Source organism: Methylobacterium sp. OAE515, from assembly GCF_041806315.1.
Taxonomy (GTDB): Bacteria; Pseudomonadota; Alphaproteobacteria; order Rhizobiales; family Beijerinckiaceae; genus Methylobacterium; species Methylobacterium tardum.
The window spans coordinates 985,712-1,010,753 of the sequence record NZ_JBGMUV010000001.1 but is presented as its reverse complement, the minus strand read 5'-3'; the positions used below and the strand labels follow the sequence as shown (position 1 = coordinate 1,010,753).

Below are 25,042 nucleotides of genomic sequence, written 5' to 3'. Positions count from 1 at the left end.
TTTAACCCCGCCGGTCGCGCCGGAACGGGGCGCGGCCGGCCCCCACCCGATCCGCGCTCAGGGGGCTGCCGTGACGACCGACCTTTCCGCCTACGCCGCCGAGCACGGCGTGCGGTACTTCATGATCTCCTACACGGACCTGTTCGGCTGCCAGCGCGCCAAGCTGGTGCCCGCCCAGGCGATCGGCGCCATGCAGCGCGACGGCGCGGGCTTTGCGGGCTTCGCCACCTGGCTCGACCTGACCCCGGCCCATCCCGACCTGTTCGCGATGCCGGACGCCGCCTCGGTGATCCGCCTGCCCTGGAAGCCGGACGTCGCCTGGGTTGCGGCCGACTGCACCATGGCGGACGCCCCCGTCGACCAGGCGCCCCGGGTGGTGCTGAAGCAGCTGGTGGCGCGGGCCGCCGAAGAAGGCTTGCGGGTCAAGACCGGCGTCGAGGCCGAGTTCTTCCTGCTGAGCCCGGACGGGGCGGCGATCTCCGATCACCACGATCGGGCGGAGAAATCCTGCTACGACCAGCAGGCGCTGATGCGCCGCTACGACGTGATCGCCGAGATCTGCGACCACATGCTGGCGCTCGGCTGGAAGCCCTATCAGAACGACCACGAGGACGCGAACGGCCAGTTCGAGATGAACTGGGAATACGACGACGCGCTGGCCACCGCCGACAAGCACGCCTTCTTCAAGTTCATGGTCCGGTCGGTCGCCGAGCGGCACGGCCTGCGGGCGACCTTCATGCCGAAGCCGTTCCCCGGCCTCACCGGCAACGGCTGCCACTGCCACGTCTCGGTGTGGAACACGGCCGGCACCGTGAACGCCTTCGCGGATCCCGAGATGCCCTTCGGCCTGTCGACCCGGGGCCGGCACTTCCTCGGCGGGATCATGCGGCACGCGCCCGCGCTCGCGGCGATCACCAACCCGACGGTCAATTCCTACAAGCGCATCAACGCGCCGCGCACGCTCTCAGGCGCCACCTGGGCGCCGAACGCCGTCACCTGGACCGGCAACAATCGCACCCACATGGTCCGGGTGCCCGGGCCGGGCCGGTTCGAGCTGCGCCTGCCCGACGGCGCCGCCAACCCCTACCTGCTCCAGGCGGCGATCCTGGCCGCGGGCCTCGACGGGCTGGCGCACGCCGCCGATCCCGGGCCGCACAGCGACGTCGACATGTACCGGGACGGCCACACGGTTTCCGGCGCCCCGCGCCTGCCGCTCAACCTGCTGGACGCCCTGCGGGCCTTCGAGGCCGACGAGGCCCTGCGGGCGAATCTGGGGGGCGCCTTCTCGACCGCCTACCTGAAGCTGAAACAAGGCGAGTGGGACAGCTACTGCGCCCATTTCACCGCCTGGGAGCGCGAGACCACGCTCGACGTCTGATCGGGCGTCCGGCGCGGCGGCCGAACGTCAGAGCACCTGCGAGAGGAAGCGGCGGGTGCGCGGGTCCTGGGCCGAGGCGAAGAAGGTCGCGGGCGGCCCGTGCTCGACGATCACGCCGCGGTCGGTGAAGTAGATGTGGTCGGCGACGTCCCGGGCGAAGTTCATCTCGTGGGTGACGAGCATGCAGGTCATGCCCTCCTCGGCGACTTCGCGGATCGTGACCAGCACCTCCTTGACCGTCTCCGGGTCCAGGGCGGCGGTGACCTCGTCGAACAGCATCACGTCGGGCCGCATCGCCAACGAGCGGGCGATGGCCACGCGCTGCTGCTGGCCGCCCGACAGCTCGCCCGGATAGGCGTCCTCCTTGCCGGCCAGCCGGACCTTGGCGAGGAGCGCCCGGGCGCGGGCCTCGACCTCGCGCCGGTCCTGCCCGAGGACGTGGATGGGGGCCATCATCACGTTCTGCAGCGCGGTCTTGTGCGGGAACAGGTTGTACTGCTGGAACACCATCCCGACCTTGCGGCGCAGCGCCAGCTTGTCGAGCCGCGGATCGGTGACGTCGATCCCCTCGACCTCGATCGAGCCGGCCGTGACCGGCACCAGCGCGTTGACGCAGCGGATCAGCGTCGACTTGCCCGAGCCCGAGGGGCCGATGATGCAGACCACCTCGCCCTTGCGCACGTCGAAGCTGATCCCCTTCAGGACCTCGAAGGTCCCGAAGGATTTGTGCACGTCGGCGAGGCGGACGATCGGCTGATCGGGCGTCCAGCCCGGGGACGGGCTGCTGGCGGCGGGTGCGGGCATCGGGCTCAACGGGTCTCGAAGCGGCGTTCCAGGCGGGCGGTCAGCCGGTCGATCGGGTAGCAGTAGACGAAGAAGCAGAGCAGCGCGAAGCCGTAGAGCGGGGCGAACAGCTCGGGGCGGCCGCCCTCGGCCGCGTGCACCTGCGCGGTCAGCGTCAGCATCTCGGTGACCCCGACGATCGACGCCTGCACGGTCGCCATGGCGATCAGCGAATAGACGTTCATCCAGGGCGGCAGCATCCGCTTCGCGCACTGGGGCAGGATGATGCGCCACAGCGTCTGCCGCCGGGTGAAGGCCAGTGATTCGGCCGCCTCCCACTGTGTGTTGGGCACCGAGCGCACCGCGCCGCGGACGATCTCGGCGACGTTGGCCATGACCGGCAGGCTGAAGCCGAAGGTCGCCTTGATCCAGTCGGGCAGCGGCACACGGATCCCCAACACCGTGACCTGGAACGGCACCAGGAACATCACGAAGAACAGCAGCACCAGCCAGGGCACGTTGCGGAAGACCTGCGTGGCGCACCACGCGAGGCGGGGCAGGACGCGGCCTTCGGCCATCATGGCCAGCCCGAGCCCGATCCCCGCGACGGTGCCGATCGCCATCGCCATCAGCGAGATCGCGACGTTGAAGGCGAAACCCGTGAGCAGCAGGGGCGCCCACTTGATCACGACCTCCAACGGCGACAGCGCGGCGGCCCCGCCCTGCGCCCAGGCCGGCACCGCCACGAGGGCGAGGCCGGACAGCAGCCAGAGATGGGCCGGCCGCAGGCGCGCCGCCGGGCGGTGATCGGCGAGCGCGAACGGCAGCAGGACCGGCAGGTCACCCCGTCGGTTCGGGTCCGGGGCGCTCATCGGCCGTAGCCCGGGATGCGCAGGGCCCGCTCCCAGCGGTGCATGATCCAGACGAGCACGCCGACGAAGACGGCGTAGGTCGCGAGCAGGACGAGCATCATTTCGAGGACGTTCTGCGATTCGGACCAGATCTGCTTGACCGCGTAGAGCGTCTCGGGGACCGCGATGGCGTAGGCGAGCGTCGTGGTCTTCAGGAGGTTGATCAGGTTGTTGTTCAAGGCCGGCAGGCAGACGCGCAGAGCCAGCGGCAGAACGACGTGGCGGTAGGCCTTGAACCGGGTGTAGCCCAGTGCCTCCGCGGCCTCGATCGTGGTCTTCGGCACGGCCTCGATGCCGGAGCGGAAGATCTCGACGTTGAACGCGCCGGCGAACAGCGACAGCGAGACGATCGCCCACTGGACGTTATTGAGGATCGGCGCGCGCAGGCCGTCCGCCGCGCGCAGATCCGGCAGGAGCGTGCCGAGCCCGAAGTAGAAGAAGAAGATCTGCACGAGCGGCGGCGTGTTGCGGAACAGCACGACGAAGCCGTTGACCAGCCCGCGCAGCAGACGCGACGGCCCGCTCTGCAGGAGCGCGCCGACCGCGCCGATCACGAGGCTGGCCAGAATCGTGCTGATCCCGAGCAGCAGCGTCATCCGCAGGCCGGCGACGTAGCGGTCCCAGTCGTAGGGGTCGTAGAAGACCGTGAAGTTGAAGCCCGTGGTCTCGTAGAGCTGCTGGAACCACGCCTGGATCGTGGCGATCATCGCAGGCGAACGCTCTTGGAGCCGCGCCCGATCGCGTCGCAATCGGGCGCGGCTCCACGTCCCTGTTCCGACGCGCTCTCGTGCGCCGAACCGGCGCCCACTTCGGCGGAGAGCGCGCGAGCCGTCGTGCAGGACCGCATCAGTTGGTCGCGTTCTTGTACTTCTCGTGCATCGCCTTCGAGTAAGCGGTCGGCTCGATGCCCCACTTCTTCTCCTCGTCGACGATGAGGCCGGTCTTCATCCAGTCCTTGGTGGCGTCCTCGACCATGGTCTGGAGCGTGGTGTTGCCCTGCGCCACCGCCATCATCCACGGCGCGTCGAGGATGCCCTTGAGCGGCAGGGCGTAGTTGGCCTTCCAATCGTCGTCGAGCAGCTTACCCTGCAGCATGCTCTGGTCGTAGACGTAGCCGATGCAGTTGCCCTGCTTGAGCGCGAAGAGCGGCTTCTCCGAGCCGTCGAAGGCGATGATCTCCGCCCCATAGGTGCGCGCGACGTCCTTGTTGTACCACGCACCCGAGGTCGCGCAGAGCGGCTTGCCCTTCAGCTGCGCCCAGTCGGTGATGCCGGAACTCTTGGGCAGCAGCACGTTCACGAAGTCGGAATAGTATTGCGGGTCGATCGCCTGCACGACGCGGCGACGCTCCGGCTTGTCGGAGAGCGTGGCGATCAGCAGATCGACCTTGCCCTGCTGCAGGAACTCGATCCGGTTGGCCGAGACCACCGGCACCAGCTCGAGCTTCACGCCGAGCCGCTTGGCGAGGTCGGCGGCGAGGTCCGGCTCGAGCCCGATGATCGTGCCGCTCGGATCGCGGAAGCCGAACGGCCTGTAATCCGCCTTCACCCCGACGATCAGCGTCCCGCGCTTCTTGATCGCCTCGACGCCGTCAGCGGCCCCGGCCCGACCCGGCAGCGCGACGGTCGAGAGCGCCGCGAGGGCCAGCGCTCCGGTCGTCAGGAAGGTGCGGATCGTGTGTCGCATCGGAGCGGTCCTGATGGCCTGTGCTGAACGCGGCGCTGGTCTCGGCGCCGATCTTGGCATGGTTTCAAGCAATCCACGAGCCATCGGCCAGCGTATCAACCGAAGCGTGCGAGGGCGAAGGGGGCGAGATCGACTTGGCCAGGCCCGCCGGCCAGCGCCGCGGCGACGGCCTCGCCGATGCCGGCCGAGTGCTTGAAGCCGTGCCCCGAGCAGGCGGAGACCACCCAGAGCCGGTCCATCCCGGGATGCCGGTCGATGATGAAGCCGCGGTCGGGGGTCACCGTGTAGACGCAGGCCGCCGCCCGGACGACCTCCGGGGTGGCGCCGGCCAGCCGGTCCGCGACGCGCAGCCGGTACATCTCGGCGGATTCCGACGGATCGACGCGGCGCTCCACCCCGTCGGCAGTGGTGGCGGTGTCGTACTGCTCGGTCGCGACCTTGATGGCGCGCTCCCCCGGCAGCGGCGGGAAGCCGTAGAGGTACTCGGTGTCGGTCGTGCCGTACATCCAGATGAAGACCGGCGCCTGCGGCTCATAGGCCGAGTCGTCCGCCAGGGCGTACCAGTGCAGCAGCTGACGCCGGACCGTGAGCAGCCGGTCGAACGGGCTCCCGAGCAGCGGCGCCGTCCAGGCGCCGGCGGCGACCACGGCGCGGTCGGCCAGGATCGCGCCGTCCTCGGTCTCGATGCGGATCCCGGCCCCGTCCTGGCTCAGCGCCCGCACCGTGCAGCCGGTCCGGATCTCGGCGCCCGCCGCGGCCGCGCAACCGAGCTGCGCGGCAAGGCAGCGCTCCGGGAACACGTAGCCGCCGCCCGGCTCGTAATAGGCCTTCTCGTCGCCCGCGAGGTTGAGGAATTGCGGGAAGCGGCGGGCGACCTCGGCGCCGTCGAGCACCTCGTGGGCGATCCCGGCCTCCTGCGCGGCGCTGATCGAGCGGCCGACGAAATCCGGCTTGCCGTGATGGGACGAGATCCCGTGACCGGGCGCCATGACGAGGGCGCCGCAGGCATTCAGCAGGGTCTCCCCCGTCGCCGCCTCCAACTCGCGCCAGATGCGGTGCGAGGCGGTGACGAACGGGACGTAGTCGCGCCCCTCACCGACGGCCTGACGGGTGATGCGTGTCTCGCCGTGGCTCGATCCGAACGCGTGCGGCGGGGCGAAGCGGTCGATCCCGACAACCGCGACCCCGCTTTTGGCCAGCTGATACAGGACGGCGCTGCCCATCGCGCCGAGCCCGAGGACCGCGACGTCGACCCGGCGGGTCATCGGATCTGCCCGCGCGCACCGGTGCGGCCGACGAACGCGGGTGGGCACAAGGAATTGGGCATGCGGATGGGGTCCCGGACCGAAGGGGCGGCGCCAAGAATGGCGTCTCGCCTCGGTTGCGCTTGACTGTGACAGACGGTTTCTTGCACGGATGAGCCAACCCGGACCACAGACAGCGGATGCGGGCCCTCCGGGAGCGGGGGATCGGCCGCAAGAGATCGGCTTCCTCCTTGTCCCGGGCTTCGCGCTGTTGTCGTTCGCCTCGGCCTGCGAGCCGTTCCGGGCGGCCAACGACCTGGCGGGGCGCGCCCTCTATCGGCTGCGCTACTTCGGCGAGGCCGAGGGCCGGGTCGCGTCCTCCTCCGGCGTGGAGGTCCCCACCGAGGGGCTGCCCCGGGAGCGCGGGCATCTCCACACCCTCTTCATCTGCGCGGGCGGCGAGCCGGCCGGGTGGGACAGGCCGGCGATCCACGCGGCCCTGCGGCGCATGGCCCGGTTCGGCGTCCGCATCGGCGGCATATCGGGCGGCCCCTACCTGATGGCCGCGGCGGGGCTGCTGGCGGAGCGCGCCTTCACCCTTCACTGGGAGTATGCCGGCGCCACGGTCGAGGCGTTTCCGGAGGCGCGGCTCACGCGGGCGCGCTACGTCGCCGATGCCGACCGCCTGACCTGCGGCGGCGGGGTCGCCCCCCTCGACATGGCGCACAGGCTGATCGCCGAACGGATGGGCGCGGCCTTCGCGCGCCGCGTCTCGGACTGGTTCCTGCACACCGCCGTGGGCGCCGCGGACGACCCACAGCGCGCGTCCGCGGCGGAGCGGTATGGCGTCCACCACCCGGCCCTGCTGACAATCCTCGAGACGATGGAGAAGACGGTCGAGGCGCCGCTGAGCCGTCAAGCCATGGCCCGCCTCGCCTCGGTCAGCGCGCGTCACCTCGACCGGCTGTTCCTCGACAAGCGGGGCCTGCGTTTCTCGGCGCAGTACCGGGCCATCCGCCTGGCCCACGGCCGGCGCCTGTTGCGCCAGAGCCCCCTGGCGATCGGAGAGATCGCGACGGCCTGCGGGTTCTCGAGCGCGGCGCATTTTTCCCGCAGCTACCGGTCCCAGTTCGGGTGCAGCCCCTCCGCCGACCGAGTCCTGTCGGCCAAGACTGTCGACCGCGCGTGTTGATCGGCCGGAGCCGCGCGTGGGGTTGCGGGCGTCCGGAATCCGGGCGCGGCGTCAGGCCAGAGGCGCTGAGGGCCCGAGCCCTCCGCTCAGGCCGCCCGGACCCAGACCGCGGTGTCGTGGAAGGCGGCGCCGTCGTTGGGCGCGGCCGGTGCGGAGCCGATCAGGGTGTTGATCCCGCTGCCGCCCGCGAAGGAGGCGCTCGGCCACAGGCTCTCGACCACCACGACGCCCGGCTGCTGCCCCTCGGCGAGGCGCGCGTGCAGCCGGACCCGGCCGCGGGTATTGCCGATCTCGACGGTGTCGCCCGTGCCGATCCCGAGCCGCGCGCCGTCCTCCGGGTGGAGCAGGCAGGTCGGCCGCCCCTCGCGGCGGAGCGACTCGGCCACGTTGGTGAAGGTCGCGTTGAGGAACTGGCGGGCCGGCGGCGCGATCATCCGGAACGGGTGCTCCGCGTCGGCGGGCTCGGCCGTCGGCCAGTGATCGGGCAGGCTTGGCATCCCGGCCGCACGGGGGCCGAGCGCCGCCCAGTCGGGGGCGAAGCGGAAGCGCCCGTCCGGATGGCCGAACCCGTTCAGGAAATGGCTCTCGGCGAAATCCGGCTGCGCGTCGATCCAGCCGGCCGCCTCCAGCCTTTCGAGGCCGCCCCAGCCCGAACGCGCCAGGGTCGCGTCGGCGAGATCCCGGGCGCTCAGTCGGAAGCCGGCATGGTCCGCCCCGAGCCGGGCAGCGAGCGCGCCGAGCAGCGCGTGGTTCGACCGGCACTCGCCCGGGGGCTCCAGGATCGCCGGCCCCGCCTGGATGTGGCTGTGGCCGCCGGCCCCGTAGATGTCGTCGTGCTCCAGGAAGGTGGTGGCCGGCAGGACGAGGTCGGCCAGCGCCGCGGTCTCGGTCATGAACTGCTCGTGCACGGCCACGAACACGTCAGGCCGCGCCAATCCGGCGCGCACCCGGGCGCTGTCGGGGGCCGAGACGGCGGGATTGGCCGACTGGATCAGCATGGCGCGCACCGGCGGCCCGCCCTGCAGGGGGTCGGGATCGTCGGCGAGGATGGCGCCGATCCGGCTCATGTCGAGCTCGCGCACGCCTGGCGCCTTGACGTCGAGGCCCTCCGTCAGGGTCTTGTCCCAGTTGAAGATCGCGGCCTGCTGCCAGAGGGCGCCGCCGCCTTCGTGCTGCCACGCGCCGGTGACGGTCGGCAGGCAGGTGACCGCGTGGAGGTTCACGGCGCCGTTGCGGCTCCGGGTGAAGCCGAAGCCGCAGCGGATGTAGCTGCGCGGCGTCCGGCCGTAGAGGGCCGCGAAGGCCTCGATCGCGGCGGGCTCGAGCCCCGTGATCGCCGCCGCCCATTCGGGGGTGCGCGACGCGAGATGCGCCTCCAGCGCCGCCGTGTCCTCGGCATGGGCGGCGAGGTAGGCCCGGTCCGCGTAGCCGTCGCGGAACAGGACGTGGAGTACCGCGCAGGCGAGCGCCCCGTCGGTGCCCGGCCGGAGTGCGAGGTGGAGGTCGGCCGCCGCCGCGGTGCCGGTGCGGTAGGGATCGACCACCACCAGCTTGGCGCCCCGGCTCTTCCGGGCGCGGCTAATGTGGGTCATCGCGTTGACCTGGGTGCTCACCGGGTTGCCGCCCCAGACCACGATCAGGTCGGACGACGCCATCTCGCGGGGATCCGGCCCGGCGATCCGGCCGATTCCGGCGCTCCAGCCCGCGATCGCGATCGCCGTGCAGATCGTGCGCTTGCGCCGGGAATAGCCCATCGCGTGGGTCAGCCGGTGGATGCCGTCGCGCTGGACGAGGCCCATCGTGCCGCCCGAATTGTACGGCCAGACCGCCTCCGGTCCCCAATGTTCCGCCGCCGCCGAGAAGGCTGCGGCCAGCCGGTCGAGCGCCGCGTCCCAGGCGATCCGCCGCCACTGCCCGCTGCCCTTCGGGCCGACGCGCTCGAGCGGGTGGAGGATCCGGTCGGGATGGTGGACGCGCTCGCCGTAGCGGCTGACCTTCGCGCAGATCACCCCCGCCGTGTAGGGGTTGTCGCCGCCCCGGACCGAGACGACGCGGCCATCCGCCACCTGCACGTCGAGGCTGCAGGCGGAGGGGCAATCATGCGGGCAGACGGTCCGGACCAAGCGACAAACTCCCGTGGCGCCGGCAGGGATGATGCAAAGCTCGTGCGTTTTTGAGGCGCGCACGGTCCAGGATAGCAAATGGCTTCGGCAGGCGGACGGATTTCACGGGCGCGAAGGTGAAGGCGCTGTCGCGGCGCCCGGATCCGCACCATGGACGACACCGGCCTGACCGACACGCGCCCGACCTTGACCGACGGCCTGATGCGGCTGCTCATAAGGACCATGCCGTTCCACACCGAGCACCACCGCCTGCCGGACACCCATCGGACATGGCGCGCGCGCCACGGCGTGCGGCAGCGGGGCTACGCCCGCCGGCCTGTCGGCTTCGTGCGGGGGCTGCGCCCGTGAGCGGCTGGCCGACGGCCACCGGCAGCTTCGCGCTCGGAGACCTGTCCCTCCAGGCGGGTGATCTCCTGCGGGGCGCCACTCTGCGCTGGAAGAGCCACGGCACCCTCTCTCCTGCGCGCGACAACGTCGTGCTCTACCCGACGAGCTACGCCGCCCAGCACCCCGACCTCGAATGGCTGATCGGACCCGAGGGGGTGCTCGATCCGGCCCGCTGGTTCATCGTCATCCCGGACATGTTCGGCAACGGCCTGTCGTCGAGCCCGTCGAACACGCCGGACTGGCCCGGCCTCGTCACCGCCTGGGACAACGTCCACGCCCAGCGCCGCCTGCTCGCCGAGACCTGGGGCATCGAACACCTGCACGCGGTCTACGGCTGGTCCATGGGGGCGCAGCAGGCCTACCACTGGGCGGCTTTGTTCCCCGATCAGATCGCCCGGGCGGTGATCACTTGCGGCAGCGCCCGGACCGCCACGCACAACCGCGTGTTCCTGAAGGGCCTGATGGCGGTGCTGGAGGCCGCGCCGGAGCATCGCGGCGCCGGCCGCTTCTCGGCCGAGCCCGCCGCCGCGCTCCGGGCCTTCGGGCGCATCTACGCGGGCTGGGCGCTCAGCCAGGACTTCTACCGGGCCGACCTGCACCGCACCGCCCTCGGCGCCCCGGACCTCGACACCTTCCTGCGCACCGACTGGGAGGAGCGCTTCGCCCGCCGCCCGGCGGCCGACCTGTACGCGCAGCTCCGCACCTGGGAGGCGGGCGATATCAGCCGCGACCCGCGCTTCGGCGGCGACCTCGCACGGGCGCTGGGCGCGATCACGGCCCGGCTGCTGCTGATGCCGGGCGAGACCGATCTCTATTTCCGCGTCGCCGACAACGCCGCCGAACTGCCGCACCTGCGCGAGGCCGTCCTGCGGCCGATCCCGAGCGTCTGGGGCCATCGCGCCGGCAATCCCGCGGGCAACCCGGCCGACACCGCCTTTCTCCGCGACACCGTGCGGGCCTTCCTTGAGGCCGACGCCCAACACTCGCGCGGACCGGCTCAGGGCGCCTAGCACCGGGCGGCCGCGACAGGGCCCGGCCCGTCCCCCGCGCACGGCAGGCTTGCCGGCGTGGGGAAAGCCCGGCCGGGCGGCCGTGTTAGACGGAGAGGCGCGCCGCGCGGCGGGCGTGATCGCAGAGAGGTCCCGATGGAATACAGGCAGTTCGGACGCTCCGGCCTCACCGTGCCGGTGCTCAGCTTCGGCACCGGCACCTTCGGCGGGACGAACGCGTTCTTCCAGCGCTGGGGACAGACCGATGTCGCGGAGGCGACCCGCATGGTCGACCTCTGCCTCGATTCCGGGCTCAATTTCTTCGACACGGCCGACATCTACTCGGCGGGCGCCTCGGAGGAGATCCTGGGACAGGCGCTCAAGGGCAAGCGCGACCGGGCGCTGATCTCCACCAAGGCGACGTTCCGCTTCAACGACGACCTGAATCAGGTCGGCTCCTCGCGCCATCACTTGGTCCGCGCCTGCGAGGCCAGCCTCACGCGGCTCGGCACCGACCATATCGACGTCTACTTCATGCACGGCTTCGACGCGCTGACCCCCGTCGACGAGACCCTGCGCGCCCTCGACGATCTCACCCGCTCGGGCAAGATCGGCTATATCGGCGCGTCGAACTTCTCCGGCTGGCAGCTCATGAAGGCGCTCGCCACGTCCGAGCGGTACGGGCTCGCCCGCTACGTCGCCTACCAGGGCTACTATTCCCTGATCGGCCGGCACTACGAGTGGGAGCTGATGCCCCTCGGGATCGACCAGGGCGTCGGCCTGATGGTCTGGAGCCCGCTGGGATGGGGCCGTCTCACCGGCAAGATCCGCCGCGGCCAGCCGAATCAGAGCGGCCGCATCGCGGCGGGCGGCGCCGAGGGCGGTCCGCCGGTCTCCGATGAGTATCTGTTCGGCGTCGTGGATGCGCTCGACGCCGTGGCGGCCGAGACCGGCAAGACGGTGGCACAGGTGGCGCTCAACTGGCTGCTGACCCGGCCGACCGTCTGCAACATCGTGATCGGCGCCCGGACCGAAGACCAGCTGAAGCAGAATCTCGGCGCGCTCGGCTGGACGCTGGCGCCCGAGCAGGTCGCGCGGCTCGACGCGGCGAGCCAGGAGACCCCGATCTACCCCTACTGGCACCAGAAGGGCTTCGACGAGCGCAACCCGAAGCCGACGACCTGGTAGGCGCCAGCCCCGATGGCGCCCGCGCGGGACGCGGGCCGATCGAGAGCCGTGCGGTGCCACCGGCGGCCAAGAGCGCGGGGCGGGTGAGACGTGGCATGCGGTGGCGGTGAGCGGCCGCGCAGGCCGCAACACGCGCCACCGCGAGCCCGGGCTGTCGGAGAGGTCGCGTCGGCGGCCATTCCGCGCCCGGATCCGTCGAACCGGCAGACCGGCCGCGGCGGCGGAGGTCGGCTATTCGGTGATGAGGGGCATCCTCTCCACCCGCGCGCCCCGACCGATCGCGCTTCCAGGCGACGCGGATGTCGTCTGGCCGTCGGCACCCAGGCGTCCGGCGCTGCTCCCGATCGCTCCTGCCGGCCCCGCCGGCAACGCCCCACATCCAGGTCCTATGGTCTTCGATTGCCGCCGATGAAGGCGATCGCGCAATGAGTATTGATCCGAGCAGCGGCGGTCCTTCGCATCTCTGTCGCGAATCCATCCCCCTGTGTTACAGGCCAGTCCGTTGAGGATTCGCATCGCATCGAAACTGATGATTTCAGCTTATGATCGATCAAGCCTTTTGTGCATAATGATACGTAATCCTCGACGACTTTCCTGACTTGAACATTCGCGGCGGCAGGGGCCGCAGAAATTGCCGATGCAGACACTGTTCTCGACCGAGGGCCTCCCCCCGAGGAACGGCTTCAAGCTGTGGCGCGAGCTCCTGGGCGAGCGGCTCGTGCCGATCGAGGTTGAGCGCCTCGACGACGATGGCCCGTTCCAGGGCAGGCTCGACGTCGCCGAGATCGGCCCCCTCCACATCTCGCGTCTGACGCAGAGCGCCCTGCGGTGCGAGACGACGCCCAGTGCGGCGCGGCGCCACGACCGGTCCGGGATGGTCGTGGTGCTGTTCAAGCTCGCGGGCCTGTCGACGAGTCTCCAGGACGGGCGGGAGGCGGTGCAGCGACCCGGCGATATGGTCGTGCTCGACCATCGGCCCTCCGTGCTGACGACCCACGTGAACAGCCAGGCCCTGTTTCTGGAGCTGCCGCGCGAACGCCTGGAGCGCGTGCTCGGCTCGACGCGCCTCTACACGGGGCTGTCCGTGGGGGCGGATCTCGCGTCCACCAAGCTGACGACGACCTTCCTGCATGAGCTGATCCGGGTGCGCCACCAGCTTACACCCGATGCCGCGGAGCGCATGGCGGCGGTCGGCGTCGATCTGATCCTGGCCAGTCTGGCCGAGCGGCTGGCGCGGGAGGCGCCCCGGCCGCTCCACGGCAGCGTCGTGGTCCAGCGCGCCAAGGCCTATGTCGAGGCCAACCTGCAGGACCCAACCCTCGACCCGCCACAGCTCGCTGTCGCGACGGGCGTGTCGCTGCGCCGGCTGCAGGAGCTGTTCCACGAGCGCGGGCAGCACATCTCCGACTGGATCTGGGAACGCCGGCTGGCGATGGCGGCCAAGCGCCTGGCCGATCCGGCCTGCCTTCACCTGCCGATCGGCACGCTCGCGTATGGCTGCGGCTTCACCAGCCAGGCTCACTTCGCGCGCCGCTTCAGGAAGCGCCACGGCCTGACCCCGCGGGAATACAGGGATGCCTCCGCTCTGAAGGGAGCCGGCACCCTGTCGCGTCCGTGAGCGCTGAGAGGACCGGCAAGGATCAGTCCGAACGCCGCAAGCCGCTCACGTTTTGCGTGTCCGACGCCGGGATCCGACAGGCCGGGGGCTGCCGGCCTCTGCTTCACCGCGGCGAACGGCCAGGGAACGGGACGGCGGAAGACGGCCGCAGTCCGAATCGACCGGCCATGTCTCTGGCCCCGCGCCAGATCCCCGAGGCGGCCGACCTCCGCGGCGTCCGGGAACAAGGGCTGGCGACCCCGGTAGGGCTCGAACCTACGACCTGCCGCTTAGAAGGCGGCTGTTGCGGTCGATTAAGCTGTTGCAGATGTGCCGTTTTTCAGCGCGTTGTCGTTGCCGTGTTGCGTTGGTGTTGCCGGCTCGATCGCGCCGAGCACGGAAAGCTCGCCTGCAGTGACGGCTCGGCGGTCCGTCCGACCAGCTTTGAACAGGTGCCCATAGACGCGCTGGGTGAACTCGGGAGACTCGTGCCCGGCCCATTCCGAGACCTGCCCGATCTTCGCTCCCTCATCGATCCAGAGAGAAACGGCGAAATGCCGGAAGCTGTGTGCCGTCCAGCGTGGCGAGCCATCGGCCGCCACGATTCCGAGGGCGATCTGGAGGGGCCCGAGTTGGCGGTTCACGATGTTCGGGTAGCCGATCGGTGTCCCGGTCTCCGATGGGAACACGAGACCGCCCTCCCCTGTCGTCCTGGCTCTCCAATTCGCCAGGATCGTCGCAAGCTGCGGGCCGATCGGCACGCTGCGCAACGCAGCAGCCGTCTTCACGGTGTCTCTGACGTTATAGCGGTCGACGCCCTCTCGCACCTGGAGATGCTCGGACTCGACGCTCGCCCAGGACAGGCCGCGCGCTTCACCGATGCGCAAACCGGCAAGAGCCATCGTGGCAAGGAGTGGCCGCAGCCAGGACGTGGGGCGGAAGGTCTCGACAGCCATCTCCGGGTGCCGCGCGCGGAAGGCACGCGCCTGCCGGATTGGATACTCGGCCGAGACCCGCTGCACCTCGATGACACGAGACCCCTCTCCGCTTCGCACACGAGCGATCAGAAACAGAGCCTCAGTATCGGCGGCTGCAGCGAGCATCGCCCTGACGACCTCGCGTTCGGGGATACGGATCGTCTCCTCGACCTCACGGATCTCTGCGCGCCGGGTTTTCCGCCGGCTCCGAAGCGAGCGGACGGGATTAGCGTGGGCAAGTCGCCGACGGATCGCCTCATCGAAGATCGCACCCAGCACGATCCTGGCACGCCGACACGTGTCGTCGGTGCGTCCCTCAGCCTTGAGCCGCTCGAGCCAGTCACCGACGTCTGCCGGGTGGAGTTTCGGGAGTAGCCGAGCACCCAGGTAGGGCTTCACATGCCCGCCATAGTAGACGCGGTAATTGTGCAGCGTCGCGCCTGCGGCTTGATCCGCCTCAAGAGTCGCGATCAGCATAGCATAGGCTTGATCGACGGTGCTGGCCGCCCGGTCCGGCACATGGCTGCCGGCTGCCACCTCGCTCCGGACTCGGACCATGAAGGCGTCGGCTGCCTTCCGCGTTTCGAATTGCTTGAACCGCCGCTGGCCGGCACCGTCCGTGTAGGCTGCGAGCCATTTCAACTTCCCACTTGGGAGGGTTCGCTTTCGTATCGAAGCCATTGAAATTCCTCGCGTCGCTTTGGACAACCGCACAGCGGATGAAGCGTCGTGCCATTTTATCTGCTACCGTCGCAGATAACGCTTGCGGGCTTCATTCGCAACGGTTACAGATAAAACGGTCGGAAGCAATGGCCCTGCTTAGTACGATGGTGGAAAGGATAGCAGAGGTCGAAGGCGTCGAAACTGCCTATGCCAGTGGCATAGCGCGGTATCTTCGAGAAGCAGGATTGCTGACGCAAGCTGGCCGCGGTCGCGGAGCAGCACACATGACCAGCCTGGATGCTGCGAGGTTTCTGATTGGCCTGAATGCGTCAGCCACTGCCAAAGACGCACCAGAAGCTGTCAAAGTTTTTGAGGCGATTACGAACAACTGGGAAACTCAGTCTGATGTTTCCGGCGTATGCGTTAAGGGCGAAACCTTCCTGTCTGCAGTCGTTGCGCTTTTGGGTCTCTGCGCAGACCCTTCGCTACGAGAAAAGATTGAGTCCGCCGACCTGGAAATCGAAGTGCAATTCATCAGGCCGGTGGCGCATGCGTACATCTTCATAAGCGTTACGCACTGGGACGATCAGGTGCCAGACACCCGACGCATCGCCAAAGCCTTGTACGGCGATACTATGCGCTTATTCAAAAAAGGCGCACCTGACAGACTGGATACCTGCAAGATCAGTCAACGAACGCTGCTCGTCGCGGCTGATGTAATCGCAAACTAATAAAGGACTGAAATGAGTGCTTCATCAGCGCGCCCCTCCGGCGCGAACGATACCGGCTTGCCTCTTGCCGACGACCTCATGACTGGGGCGGAAGCAATCGCGAAATTCATGTTCGGCGACGCGACCGACACGAACAAGCGCCGGGTGTACCACGCGGCGGACAAGCTCGGGCTTCCGACCTTCCGGATCGGCGCAACCCTTTGCGCTCGCCGGACCACCATTCTGACCTGGATCGCTAAGCAGGAGCAGCAAGGGAGTGCGGCGTGAGTGCCGTCGTCATCCCATTCCGCTTCGCTCGGCGCCTTCCGCAGATACGAAAGACGGCCGCCTTCATGGCCACGGTCCCCGGCAACCACGCCGAGGGCCATTTACGAGAGCAGCTCCGGCGCCTTGAGGAGGGCCTTCGCAAAAAGGGCGTTGCAGAGCCCCTGATCCGATCTGAGGTCGGATCATACGAGGGCGCGATCCGCGCGCATCTCTGGCGCCTCCTGCTCAGCCAGGGGGGCGCCGCGTGAGCAAGAATGGCCACAAGGGCAACGGCAAAAAAGAGCCGCCTCACGTCCGCTTGTACGATTGGCTGACCGACTCGGCTGCTTGGCTCGACCTGAGCACCGACGCACGCGCCCTCTACGTGCTCTTGAAGAAGAAATACCGGGGCATGAACAACGGCCGCATCATCCTGTCGGTGCGGCAGGCAGCCGAGAACCTGAAGGTGAGCAAAACCAGCGCGTCAAAGGCAATCGTCGAATTGCAGGCCCACGGCTTCATAGAAGTCGTGATCGTAGGCAACTTCGATAGCCGAAAGGATGGACGAGCAAGCGAGTGGCGATTGACCGAACACGTTTGCGACGTTTCGGGCGAATTGCCGACCAAGCGCTTCATGAGTTGGGCGCCTGGAAGGAATTTCACGGTCCCTCAGGGCGGACGCTCAGTCCCTCAGGGCGGACAGTCGGTCCCTCAGGGCGGACTGATAGATCAAAGAATTCCTAGAACTGTCCCTCTCCGCGGACCGTGAAGCCCCGTTTCGGCATTCTGGCGGTCCCTCAGGGCGGACACATCTAATATACCAGTGCCAGGAGCGCCACGCGCTCTACGCCAACAGCATCCAGCACATCACCAGAGATCGGCCGCACCTGCGGCTGTGCGACCTCGCGCCATCGAGGAAGGAGTAAAGCTATGTCGAATTGGGCTCAAGTTCTGACGGAGGCATTGCAGGCCGGTGAGCAGGCCTACCGAGCGGCATGGGAGCGTCAGGGCCGCAAGGATGTCGGCACCTGCGGCAGTGCGTTCGTGGATGTGCCGAAAAGCCATCCTCTCGCCAAGCACGCCTATGAGGCCGCCCGCTCATTCGTAGACGGCTTCGAGCCGGGGTTCGCAACCCTGATGCACTCGGACCCTCGGGGCGTTCCGGGGGTCCAATCCATTAATGTGCATCGGGCCCGTGCCGAAGCGATTCTAGCTTGCCTGAAGGACGCCGGCATCAAGCGCGCTCGCATGCACGCATTCGTCGATTGAGCCGCATCGAAAACGAAGCGGCCGAGGAAGCGCTTGCCCGCGCCCCTCGGCCTGATCAGCCTCACCCCCGAAAAGAGATGAAAGCCATGCCTTCGAATAACACGAATCGGATCATTGCCAATGGCGGCCCCGTCACTGATGCGCTGAGAGCGGCGCAGAGCGCAGTGGATATCCCGTGGCTCTCGGACGGCTCTGACGCTCAGGAGAGGCGTGCCGCCGCTTACCAAGCAAACGAGGCCCTGCGAGAAGGTTTCCACGATCGAGCCCAACTCCTCGACCTGTCGACGGCGGCATATCGGGGCCCGGTCGAATTGGCTCGACGCATGCGCGAGACGGGATTCGGTAGTGAAGGATTCCCGAAGCGGAGATCGTTCGGCGCTTACCTCGCGCACCTATTCGGCGAGGACCACGGCCCCGACGGTGAATTCGCGAGCGCCTACACCTACGCGCTGCAAGCCATCCGCCCTTTCATTTGCAACGTGCATTGAGGAAGGCCGCTATGACATATCCGAAATCAACATGCCCCGAGACCGCCGGTCCGATCGGGAAACCAGGACAAAGCATCCGCGGCGGCTACCTGATCGCTCGGCGTCACAAAGAGTCCGGGATTTTAATCCGGATCGCGAGCCGACCTTTCGAGCACGCCAGTCTCGCCGAAGCGGAGGCTCAAGCACGTGCCTTGGCTGAGCGGCACGATGACGAGTTCACCGTGTTCGCTCAGGTCACCTCGGTAATGCCTCCCGTCCGAGAAGTGGGCGAGCCATCGCCGGCAGCGCCACCGCCGCCGGTTCTCCAGCCGGCGCCTCGCCCAGCTTTCATTGTCGAGCGCCGCGTCTCGCGCAGCCGGAAGCCTGTAGGAGCCGCCTGATGCCTTGCACCATATGTTCGGTGGCGCTCGGGGCAGCACCCAAGGCGACTATGCGTCCGGGTATTTCGGGGCAATCGCTTCCGTCGAGCAACACGTGCGCTCGTTGAATTGAGCAGCGCAGCTAGGTGCGGCCGCCTCTCACGGGGCGGTCGTTCCTGTTTACCGCCTTCGTCGGATCGGCCCCTCAGACAGAGAGCGCTGCATGACTGCCGCCCTGAAGACATTCGCGAAGGTGCGCACTCTGCACGACAGCACCACCAACCCGGGCGAGAAGGCGTCTGCCGCCGCCCGCATGACGGCGCTGGCCAGCAAGGCCGGGACGACCGTCGCCGAGGCAGTGTCCAAGTTGGACACCCCACAGCCGAAGATACCGGCTCAGGCCATGGCCGAGTCGTTCAATGCGTTTTTCAACACGCCGGAGATGCGAGCAGAACGGGCGGAGCGCGAAACCCGCCGGCGCATTGAGGCAGCCACCATCGTCCAGCGGTACGGCTCGGAGGACGCTGTATTCGCCGACACGCCCATAGAGGCGGCGCTGCGCGCGGCATGCGAGCCGCTTCTTGGGCTCGGCGAGACCTGGGAGACCGGGTACAGCCTTGCTGGCTGGGGAAGCCTCGGATCTCGCCACCAGATGCCAGCCAGCCTGCGGGATGCAGTCTCGAGGGCTTGGCCAATGCCTGAGACCGTCGCCACGGCCTGGATCGAATACGAAGCCACCGACCGCCTCACCCATGAGCGCTACGTGGTCGACGACTATTACGAGCCGCACCTATTCAGCGAGGCGAGGTAGCAGCTCATTGCAGAAATCCTGAATACCATGCCGGCGCGGTCCCTTCGCGATATGCGCGCCCGTGGAGCGTGGCTCGGCCATTGGGCAGACGGCGAGTCAGAGCAGAGCCGAGACGATCACCGCGCCGTCGTGGCCACCCTGCGCGCCGATATCGAGCGCATGGGCCAGCGGCTCGGGAGCAGGATGCAGGCGCCGCTGGGAATTCAGATCCGAACCCTGCGAGGCCCGTCCAGAATGGACAGCTGTACCGTCCAAATCGGGCAGAGCGGCACGCGGCTATTCGTGTGCTCTTGGCCGAAGGTCTCGGGGATCGAGAGATAGCGCGTCGCCTCGTCATCTCGCCGACGACGGTCGGCACCGTCCGGCGCGCTACCCAGCCGGAAGGGATGGCCGGCTCCGATTAAGGAATGCGCCTTGGGAGGACCGGACCGAATTGTGGGAAAAATCCCGAGGAATGCGCCGAGAAAAAAAATGGGGTCGCCGGGAATGGGGGCCGTGCGGTGGTCCTCCGATCAAAAGCATCAGGCAGCCGGCAGCTAATTAGCGAAATGCACGGGCTCGAATTGGGCGCGCCGAATTAGGTCAGCTTGAATTAAATGCGGATTGAATCGGAATTGGAATTGCGCTCGGCAAATGAATTAGAGTCGATCCCCAGAGCGCAGCGCGACAGCCATTGGTCTGGATGGTAGGTTGGTGCCTCAGTTGTGTACCGAGGACACAGACCATGGCACGGAAGCCGCCGAAAGTTCGCCTGATCCAGCCTCGGTTGAAGGCGATGGACCATCGAACCGTGAAGCCAATGGATACCAGGACCTATGCGGCGAGGCGGAAGGCTGATCCCGCAATGGCGTTCTACGGCACCAGCGCGTGGCAGACGATGCGTGCCGAGGTGGTTGCAGAGCGCGGCTACCGCTGTGAGGACTGCGGGGTCACGCCGTCGCGTATCTTCTGCGACCACATCACGGAGCTGAAGGACGGTGGCGCGCCGCTCGACAAAACGAACATCCGCCTAAGATGCGGCAGCTGCCACACTTCGAAGACGCTGCGGGCCCGGGGCGAGCGCATGGGGCTGCTGTAGGCAGTGGGGAGGGGGCGGGCAAAAAGTCCAGAGATCCTTTTAGGGCCCCATCACACCAGGTGCCATGCAGATTTATTTTTTGGGCGGCTCGGAATTTTCAGGCCTAATTCGAATTCCGGCCGCTGCCTATTTTGCCATTTTTCCGATTTGCACGAATTCCGGAATTGGCCGACGAACCACTCCTCGCTACGGCAATTTGTGTCGTCGCAATGGGCCTGAGGAGATCCACCGGTGGCCGAGCTCACAATCGTAGCGGGTGAATGCGGCCGCGGCTCAGGGGAATACGACACCGGCCTATTCAAGCTGCCAGCCGGCGGCGACCGCGGCGCTGAGACCATTGCGGCGATCACGGTTCATGGCGGCGTCGGAGAGAAGCAGTCTGCCCTCAGCCAGGTTCTGGGCGGTTTGCGCGGCGGCTTGGCTCTGGCGCAGCAGATGGACCTCACTATGCCGGTGACAGTGGCCGCCTCTGCCCTCGGTGCCGGCCTCGGGGCACTCGATAGCGGCCCGAAGCAGCGAGCCTTGATCGAGGTGGCTTTTCAGGATGGCGCGACCCTCCTGGCCATGACCGACGTCGGCATAGCCGCCCTCATGGAGAACGATAGGCGCGTTATCCAACTCGCAGCGAAGCGCCTTCATCCGGAGCCAGTCCCGATCCAGTCGCCCGAGACCGGCATTGCTGCGAAGGCGATGGCCTCGGCAGGGGACGCAGCCCAAGCCGCCGGATCCGCCGTATCGGACGCCTTCAGCTACATCAGGAAGACGCTCGGCTGATCCGGTAGCCACCATCCAGGATCGAAGCAGTCAGCAACTCACATCTGCCCCGCAACGCGACCGGCTAAGGGTGACCACCAACTTCCGATCAAGGCGGCTACACGTCAGCAGGATAGAGCCGTCAGAGGCCGGAAGGCGCACCATGCGGACGATGTTGGTCTCGACAATGTTGATCGGTGCCTGACCGGAGACACCTCCCGCTTCTGCTAGGAAGCCAAGGCATTGGCCGAATTCCATCTCGTAGCCGCGAGACTCGCCCATAGCGAGCGTGTTGAAGGGAGCGAGGCCTGCTGAGGCAGGAGTAGCTCGAGCGGGCTCTGCGGCCACGGCTGCTGCTGGCCGACCTTTCATAAAAACCGGCGCGATCACCATGCCGAGCCCGAACACCGCCAAAGCCGCATAGGCGGTGACGTGGTTCTCGCGGCCGCTTACATGCTCATTGATGGCATGGGCCACGCCTATGGCCATCAGGAAAAAACCCAGGATCCCGATGAGTAGCATGGCCGTGCCTCCGCTCCGTGAGCGTCGGGCATTCGGCTGAGCGACCGGTAAATCGGACTGGTGCTTTTCAGCTTCAGGTTAACCGACGCTACGCCGTTCCGCTGAGTTGAATTTTTATTCGGAACATGGGATAGGTTGTAAAATTAATTTGAGGCCGCCGCGTAGCGTAAGGGTGGGCTCCCATGTTCGACATCTACCGAGACGGCGTGTGCCTCGGGTCCCTGACTCCGATCGGGACCGGCATCATCGCACGTGACGCCAGCGGAATGCCGGTCGGCCAGTTTGGGGACCTCGCGGCAGCCATCGCACGCCTGCTGCGCTTGGTGACCGCATGACGTACCTCCAGGTCCGCGCAGTCCGCCGCATGCCTCCCGGCGACCGTGCGCCATTCCTGGCAGGCCTCGCCCGCCGCCATCTCGCCGTGCTGGAGGAGATTGGCCCTCAACCGCGCCCCACAGAGCCGGCATCCGCCGCGCACCAGCGCCGCCGCCATCGTCGTGAGCTCGACCAACTTCAGGCCCTCGCTCGACGTCTCGGCCTTACGGTCTCTGGAGCCGCCGATGCCTGACCAAGCAGACCGCATTGTTGCGGAAATCCCGAAGAGCGCACGCGAGTCTGTCCGCGTGATCCTGCGCGAAAAGTCCGGGCAGCTCGGTGCTGATCTCCGCATAGCCAGCACCACCGGCCGGGGGCCTATGCGCGAGACACAGAAGGGCTTGCGTATCCCAGCCTCTCGGCTCGGCGATGTAATCGATGCCCTTCGCGAAGCTCAGCGCCTTGCCGGTCAACCGGACAGCTGACGAGGTTCGGCAGGGCGGCCGATGCATCTCAGCCTGCAAAGCGCCGACGGGCAGTTTCTCAGAGTCAGATCCGGATGCGCGACCTCATCCAGGGTGGTCCAACTGCTGACTTCCACACCGTCAGCGTCGTAGACTCGCAGCAGGATCAGGATGTGAGGCCCAACGAGGTGTGGCGATGCCATGGCGACTACACTGGCTTGAGGCGTCCGGCGATCTGGGTCCCTGGCGTAGCACCATCGCTGAGGAGGTCGAGATCACTAGAGAGGCCGTAGCGGGCGTGCTGCCGGTGTCGCCGCTCGACATCCTTGTGCAGCGCCTGCCCGGCGCGGTGATCCCAGAGACGGGTACGACGGGACAGGCCATGCGCCCTGGCCTGTTCTCCCTCACCATCGACCCCGACAACTCCAACTTCGCGCGCGCGCTGCGTGATGGGGATCTGCGCCGGACCGTGGCGCACGAGGCTCACCACTGCATGCGCATGGCTGGTCCCGGTTACGGCTGGACGCTGGGTGAGGCCCTCGTGAGCGAAGGCTTGGCGGGGCAGTTCGTCAGCCGCCTCTTCAACTCGCCGCCTGAGCCATGGGAATGCGCCGTGACGGACGAGGTGCTTGCGGCCAACTTGCCGGACAATGCGATGCTCGTAGGCAACGGGCACGACCACCGCGCATGGTTCTACGGCCTTGGGGGACGATATCCGCGCTGGCTCGGCTACACCCTCGGCTACCGAATTGTGGGCGACTGGCTGGAAGCGGGGTCGGACATCAGCGGCGATGCCTGGGTCAACATCCCCGCGCACGAAGTCATTAAGGCAGCCCGCGGACGCACGCTGTCGAACCTCTAACCACCGACCAGCAGGGTCCGCTTCTGACCCTCCTCAGCCGCCGGAAGCCCTGTCAGCGTTCCCCGGAAGCGGACATTCGCTACCGCCGCTTAATAGAGTTCATCTGACATGCAGCAGTGACCGCACGGAGCAGTCCTGCACCAAATCGCCCCTGAGGCAGCGTCGATCGTAATTACTCGTTGTTTCCGCCCCATCCTTCGTTTAGCTTCGAAGCAACAGCTTGCGGGTTCAGCGCTCGCGCCTAAAGCTGATTTTTGCGCTCATCATCTTATGTGGTTTCAATGCCAATTGACTCCTCCGTCGCCCAACAGCTCGTAGATCACCCTAGCGAAAGTTTGAGCACCGAATTGAAGCGATGGATTTACCCCGACGAATTGGAAGGCAGCGCAAAAATTGTGAAGGCCTGCTTGGGGCTTCGCAATCGCGACGGAGGATATCTTGTTATCGGTATTGATGACAAAAGTCATCAGGTCGATCGTCCAAGCCGGACATTCAAAACAGAGGATATGTTTCATATTGACATAATTCAGACGCTGATAGGAAGGTACGCGTCGCAACCCTTTGAAATTGAAATAGCCTACCCAGTTCGAGACGGACAGACGTTAGTCATCATCCGGGTCCCTCCTGGCGTTCGTGTTCCGGTGGCCGCCAAAAGAGATCTTGAAGACGCAACGAAAATAAAACTCATCAAAAATGGTGACGTATATTTTAGAACATTGCGTTCTAACATGACCGTCAGTACCGCCGCTGCGCAAGCAACCGACTGGTCAGACATCATCGAAATCTGCTTAGAGAACCGCGAAGCTGACCTAGGTAGGTTCGTTCGGCGACATGTCGCAGCGGGATTGGCTGACCCATCTCAACTGGGCGCTCTGAGATCCGCGTTCAGTCCACAAGTATCTCCGCCAACCTTAATCGAACAATCTAAGAAATTTCTGGATGCCGGATACGATAGATTTCAAGAAAGACTTAGACTTGGCGGCCTGGGCGAAACCGCGGTTCGCCACGCACTTGGTGGCTGGGAAGTGGCATGCGTTACCTCACCTCCGTTGTCGGGCTATAATGCTGATGAAAATTTCTATAGTCTATTAATGAGCAATAATCCTCAGCTCAGCGGTTGGCCTATTTGGATGGATACACGTGGATTTGAGGATAAAGCGGATAGGCCCAAAGTTTTTGCTGGAGGCTGGGAGGTCGTCATAAGCGAGCCCTTGTTGTGGGACCACCTCGATTTTATGCGTTTTGAGCCGACTGGACGATATTACCTGTGGCGCGCCCATGACGACGATGCAAGTGCGCGAGCACGAGAGGCGATCCCCGGCAAGTTTTTCGATCCGGGACTTATGGCAAGGAGAGTTGCTGAGGCTCTGATAGCGGGCCTTTCCTTTGCCAAATTGTCTGAACACATCTTACCTGATGTTGAACTCGCTTTATCATTTCGATGGACTGGTCTTAGGCACCGATCTCTTTCAGCTTGGGGGAGTTCGATAGCTATGTTTGGACCTAGTCGCTATGTGGCAGAGGACGATGCTGTCGATGCCACAATAACAATTAGTGGGGATACGCCGTATAGTGCTCTTGCGCCATATATTACAAATGTCATGGCTCAGGTCGTTTCTGTATTCAATGGATACACATTCAAAGAGGTATTCTCAGAAAATGCTTTGAAGCGTGTACTCAGCCGGGAGAGTTGAGGTTGCGCATGCATTCGCGGTCCAAGACAGTTGTCGCGCAGATCTGCAACCTGCCACAGGCGGCCTCATCGAAAGCCTTATATGGGTCGTGAGCAGGTACGGAGGCTATGCCTGCTTTCATCGGTTACTGCCCAAAAACAGACCGGCAGCAAACCACCCATAGCCGCCGTCGCGCTCGCCTCGGGCCCTGTTGCTCGTAGCTCATGTGTCAGGCGCAACGTCGGGATCGGTCCAATAGGGCAAGCCCCAGTGGAACGTTCCGCCATTTCGGCTTCGCGGTTCCAATTAAATTCAATTGCATTTCGGAACGCGCGCGAGCACCACGCCTAAAA

The 25,042-nt window shown here is 66.5% G+C and carries 27 protein-coding genes; 19 read left to right on the top strand and 8 right to left on the bottom strand.

Annotated elements, in window-relative coordinates; genetic code table 11:
• The first annotated feature begins 70 nt into the window (after positions 1-70).
• Positions 71-1,378: a type III glutamate--ammonia ligase gene (glnT, locus tag ABIE45_RS04925; protein WP_192709719.1), complete on the top strand. Its 1,308-nt coding sequence runs from the start codon at positions 71-73 to the stop codon at positions 1,376-1,378.
• Between the two features lie 27 nt (positions 1,379-1,405).
• Here the strand turns inward: glnT and ABIE45_RS04920 are convergent, their stop codons facing one another.
• The 5 genes from ABIE45_RS04920 to solA all read right to left on the bottom strand — a co-directional run bounded on the left by ABIE45_RS04920 (position 1,406) and on the right by solA (position 6,023).
• The gene (locus ABIE45_RS04920) at positions 1,406-2,182 is read right to left on the bottom strand and encodes an amino acid ABC transporter ATP-binding protein (RefSeq protein ID WP_210331888.1); all 777 of its coding nucleotides are present in this window, start codon (positions 2,180-2,182) and stop codon (positions 1,406-1,408) included.
• Positions 2,183-2,187: 5 nt separating this feature from the next.
• On the bottom strand, positions 2,188-3,033 hold the full coding sequence (locus tag ABIE45_RS04915) for an amino acid ABC transporter permease (protein WP_192709720.1): 846 nt from the start codon (positions 3,031-3,033) through the stop codon (positions 2,188-2,190).
• Complete coding sequence (locus ABIE45_RS04910; RefSeq protein ID WP_192709721.1) at positions 3,030-3,779, bottom strand: amino acid ABC transporter permease; 750 nt, start codon at positions 3,777-3,779, stop codon at positions 3,030-3,032. Before ABIE45_RS04910 ends, ABIE45_RS04915 begins: the two co-directional genes overlap by 4 nt.
• A gap of 139 nt (positions 3,780-3,918) precedes the next feature.
• Positions 3,919-4,758: a transporter substrate-binding domain-containing protein gene (locus ABIE45_RS04905; protein ID WP_192709722.1), complete on the bottom strand. Its 840-nt coding sequence runs from the start codon at positions 4,756-4,758 to the stop codon at positions 3,919-3,921.
• Positions 4,759-4,853: 95 nt separating this feature from the next.
• On the bottom strand, positions 4,854-6,023 hold the full coding sequence (gene solA, locus ABIE45_RS04900) for an N-methyl-L-tryptophan oxidase (RefSeq protein ID WP_192709723.1): 1,170 nt from the start codon (positions 6,021-6,023) through the stop codon (positions 4,854-4,856).
• A 151-nt stretch (positions 6,024-6,174) separates the two neighbouring features.
• Here solA and ABIE45_RS04895 point away from each other — a divergent pair, with 151 nt between their 5' ends.
• A complete protein-coding gene (locus tag ABIE45_RS04895; RefSeq protein ID WP_192709724.1) occupies positions 6,175-7,194 on the top strand; it encodes a GlxA family transcriptional regulator in 1,020 nt (339 codons plus the stop codon).
• Between the two features lie 86 nt (positions 7,195-7,280).
• On the opposite strand, the gene ABIE45_RS04890 is transcribed toward ABIE45_RS04895, so the two are convergent.
• Positions 7,281-9,317, bottom strand: a complete 2,037-nt coding sequence (locus tag ABIE45_RS04890) for a molybdopterin oxidoreductase family protein (RefSeq protein WP_192709725.1) — start codon at positions 9,315-9,317, stop codon at positions 7,281-7,283.
• Positions 9,318-9,467: 150 nt separating this feature from the next.
• Between ABIE45_RS04890 and ABIE45_RS04885 the strand changes: the two genes are divergently transcribed.
• The 4 genes from ABIE45_RS04885 to ABIE45_RS04870 all read left to right on the top strand — a co-directional run bounded on the left by ABIE45_RS04885 (position 9,468) and on the right by ABIE45_RS04870 (position 13,499).
• Complete coding sequence (locus ABIE45_RS04885) at positions 9,468-9,665, top strand: hypothetical protein (protein ID WP_192709726.1); 198 nt, start codon at positions 9,468-9,470, stop codon at positions 9,663-9,665.
• Positions 9,662-10,714 (top strand): alpha/beta fold hydrolase, encoded by a 1,053-nt coding sequence (locus ABIE45_RS04880; protein ID WP_373622177.1) that lies wholly within the window; start codon positions 9,662-9,664, stop codon positions 10,712-10,714. Before ABIE45_RS04885 ends, ABIE45_RS04880 begins: the two co-directional genes overlap by 4 nt.
• 135 nt (positions 10,715-10,849) lie before the next feature.
• Positions 10,850-11,881 carry an aldo/keto reductase gene (locus tag ABIE45_RS04875; protein WP_192709728.1) on the top strand — a complete coding sequence of 344 codons (1,032 nt, stop codon included), beginning with the start codon at positions 10,850-10,852 and terminating at the stop codon, positions 11,879-11,881.
• A 637-nt stretch (positions 11,882-12,518) separates the two neighbouring features.
• Entirely contained in the window at positions 12,519-13,499 is a 981-nt protein-coding gene (locus ABIE45_RS04870) for a helix-turn-helix domain-containing protein (protein ID WP_192709729.1), read from the top strand.
• A 293-nt stretch (positions 13,500-13,792) separates the two neighbouring features.
• On the opposite strand, the gene ABIE45_RS04865 is transcribed toward ABIE45_RS04870, so the two are convergent.
• Positions 13,793-15,097: a tyrosine-type recombinase/integrase gene (locus tag ABIE45_RS04865; protein WP_192709730.1), complete on the bottom strand. Its 1,305-nt coding sequence runs from the start codon at positions 15,095-15,097 to the stop codon at positions 13,793-13,795.
• 77 nt (positions 15,098-15,174) lie between these two features.
• Here ABIE45_RS04865 and ABIE45_RS04860 point away from each other — a divergent pair, with 77 nt between their 5' ends.
• The 9 genes from ABIE45_RS04860 to ABIE45_RS04820 all read left to right on the top strand — a co-directional run bounded on the left by ABIE45_RS04860 (position 15,175) and on the right by ABIE45_RS04820 (position 20,874).
• Positions 15,175-15,849, top strand: coding sequence for a hypothetical protein (locus tag ABIE45_RS04860; protein WP_192709731.1), 675 nt, complete (start codon positions 15,175-15,177; stop codon positions 15,847-15,849).
• Between the two features lie 12 nt (positions 15,850-15,861).
• A complete protein-coding gene (locus tag ABIE45_RS04855; protein ID WP_192709732.1) occupies positions 15,862-16,116 on the top strand; it encodes a DNA-binding protein in 255 nt (84 codons plus the stop codon).
• Entirely contained in the window at positions 16,113-16,364 is a 252-nt protein-coding gene (locus tag ABIE45_RS04850) for a DUF6074 family protein (protein WP_373622176.1), read from the top strand. The genes ABIE45_RS04855 and ABIE45_RS04850 overlap by 4 nt, the downstream gene beginning before the upstream one ends.
• The gene (locus ABIE45_RS04845) at positions 16,361-16,864 is read left to right on the top strand and encodes a helix-turn-helix domain-containing protein (RefSeq protein ID WP_192709733.1); all 504 of its coding nucleotides are present in this window, start codon (positions 16,361-16,363) and stop codon (positions 16,862-16,864) included. The genes ABIE45_RS04850 and ABIE45_RS04845 overlap by 4 nt, the downstream gene beginning before the upstream one ends.
• A 161-nt stretch (positions 16,865-17,025) precedes the next feature.
• Complete coding sequence (locus ABIE45_RS04840; RefSeq protein WP_192709734.1) at positions 17,026-17,364, top strand: hypothetical protein; 339 nt, start codon at positions 17,026-17,028, stop codon at positions 17,362-17,364.
• Positions 17,361-17,852, top strand: a complete 492-nt coding sequence (locus tag ABIE45_RS04835; RefSeq protein WP_192709735.1) for a hypothetical protein — start codon at positions 17,361-17,363, stop codon at positions 17,850-17,852. The genes ABIE45_RS04840 and ABIE45_RS04835 overlap by 4 nt, the downstream gene beginning before the upstream one ends.
• 582 nt (positions 17,853-18,434) lie before the next feature.
• Complete coding sequence (locus ABIE45_RS04830) at positions 18,435-19,022, top strand: hypothetical protein (protein ID WP_192709736.1); 588 nt, start codon at positions 18,435-18,437, stop codon at positions 19,020-19,022.
• A 724-nt stretch (positions 19,023-19,746) separates the two neighbouring features.
• Positions 19,747-20,100, top strand: coding sequence for an HNH endonuclease signature motif containing protein (locus ABIE45_RS04825; protein WP_192709737.1), 354 nt, complete (start codon positions 19,747-19,749; stop codon positions 20,098-20,100).
• Between the two features lie 231 nt (positions 20,101-20,331).
• On the top strand, positions 20,332-20,874 hold the full coding sequence (locus ABIE45_RS04820; RefSeq protein ID WP_192709738.1) for a hypothetical protein: 543 nt from the start codon (positions 20,332-20,334) through the stop codon (positions 20,872-20,874).
• Between the two features lie 30 nt (positions 20,875-20,904).
• Here the strand turns inward: ABIE45_RS04820 and ABIE45_RS04815 are convergent, their stop codons facing one another.
• Positions 20,905-21,375 carry a hypothetical protein gene (locus ABIE45_RS04815; protein WP_192709739.1) on the bottom strand — a complete coding sequence of 157 codons (471 nt, stop codon included), beginning with the start codon at positions 21,373-21,375 and terminating at the stop codon, positions 20,905-20,907.
• A 182-nt stretch (positions 21,376-21,557) separates the two neighbouring features.
• Here ABIE45_RS04815 and ABIE45_RS04810 point away from each other — a divergent pair, with 182 nt between their 5' ends.
• The 4 genes from ABIE45_RS04810 (at position 21,558) to ABIE45_RS04795 (ending at position 24,710) form a co-directional block, all read left to right on the top strand.
• Entirely contained in the window at positions 21,558-21,710 is a 153-nt protein-coding gene (locus ABIE45_RS04810) for a hypothetical protein (protein ID WP_192709740.1), read from the top strand.
• A gap of 225 nt (positions 21,711-21,935) precedes the next feature.
• On the top strand, positions 21,936-22,175 hold the full coding sequence (locus ABIE45_RS04805) for a hypothetical protein (RefSeq protein WP_192709741.1): 240 nt from the start codon (positions 21,936-21,938) through the stop codon (positions 22,173-22,175).
• 277 nt (positions 22,176-22,452) lie between these two features.
• A complete protein-coding gene (locus tag ABIE45_RS04800; protein WP_373622175.1) occupies positions 22,453-23,016 on the top strand; it encodes a DUF2268 domain-containing putative Zn-dependent protease in 564 nt (187 codons plus the stop codon).
• A 281-nt stretch (positions 23,017-23,297) separates the two neighbouring features.
• On the top strand, positions 23,298-24,710 hold the full coding sequence (locus tag ABIE45_RS04795; RefSeq protein WP_192709743.1) for an ATP-binding protein: 1,413 nt from the start codon (positions 23,298-23,300) through the stop codon (positions 24,708-24,710).
• Positions 24,711-25,042 lie beyond the last annotated feature (332 nt).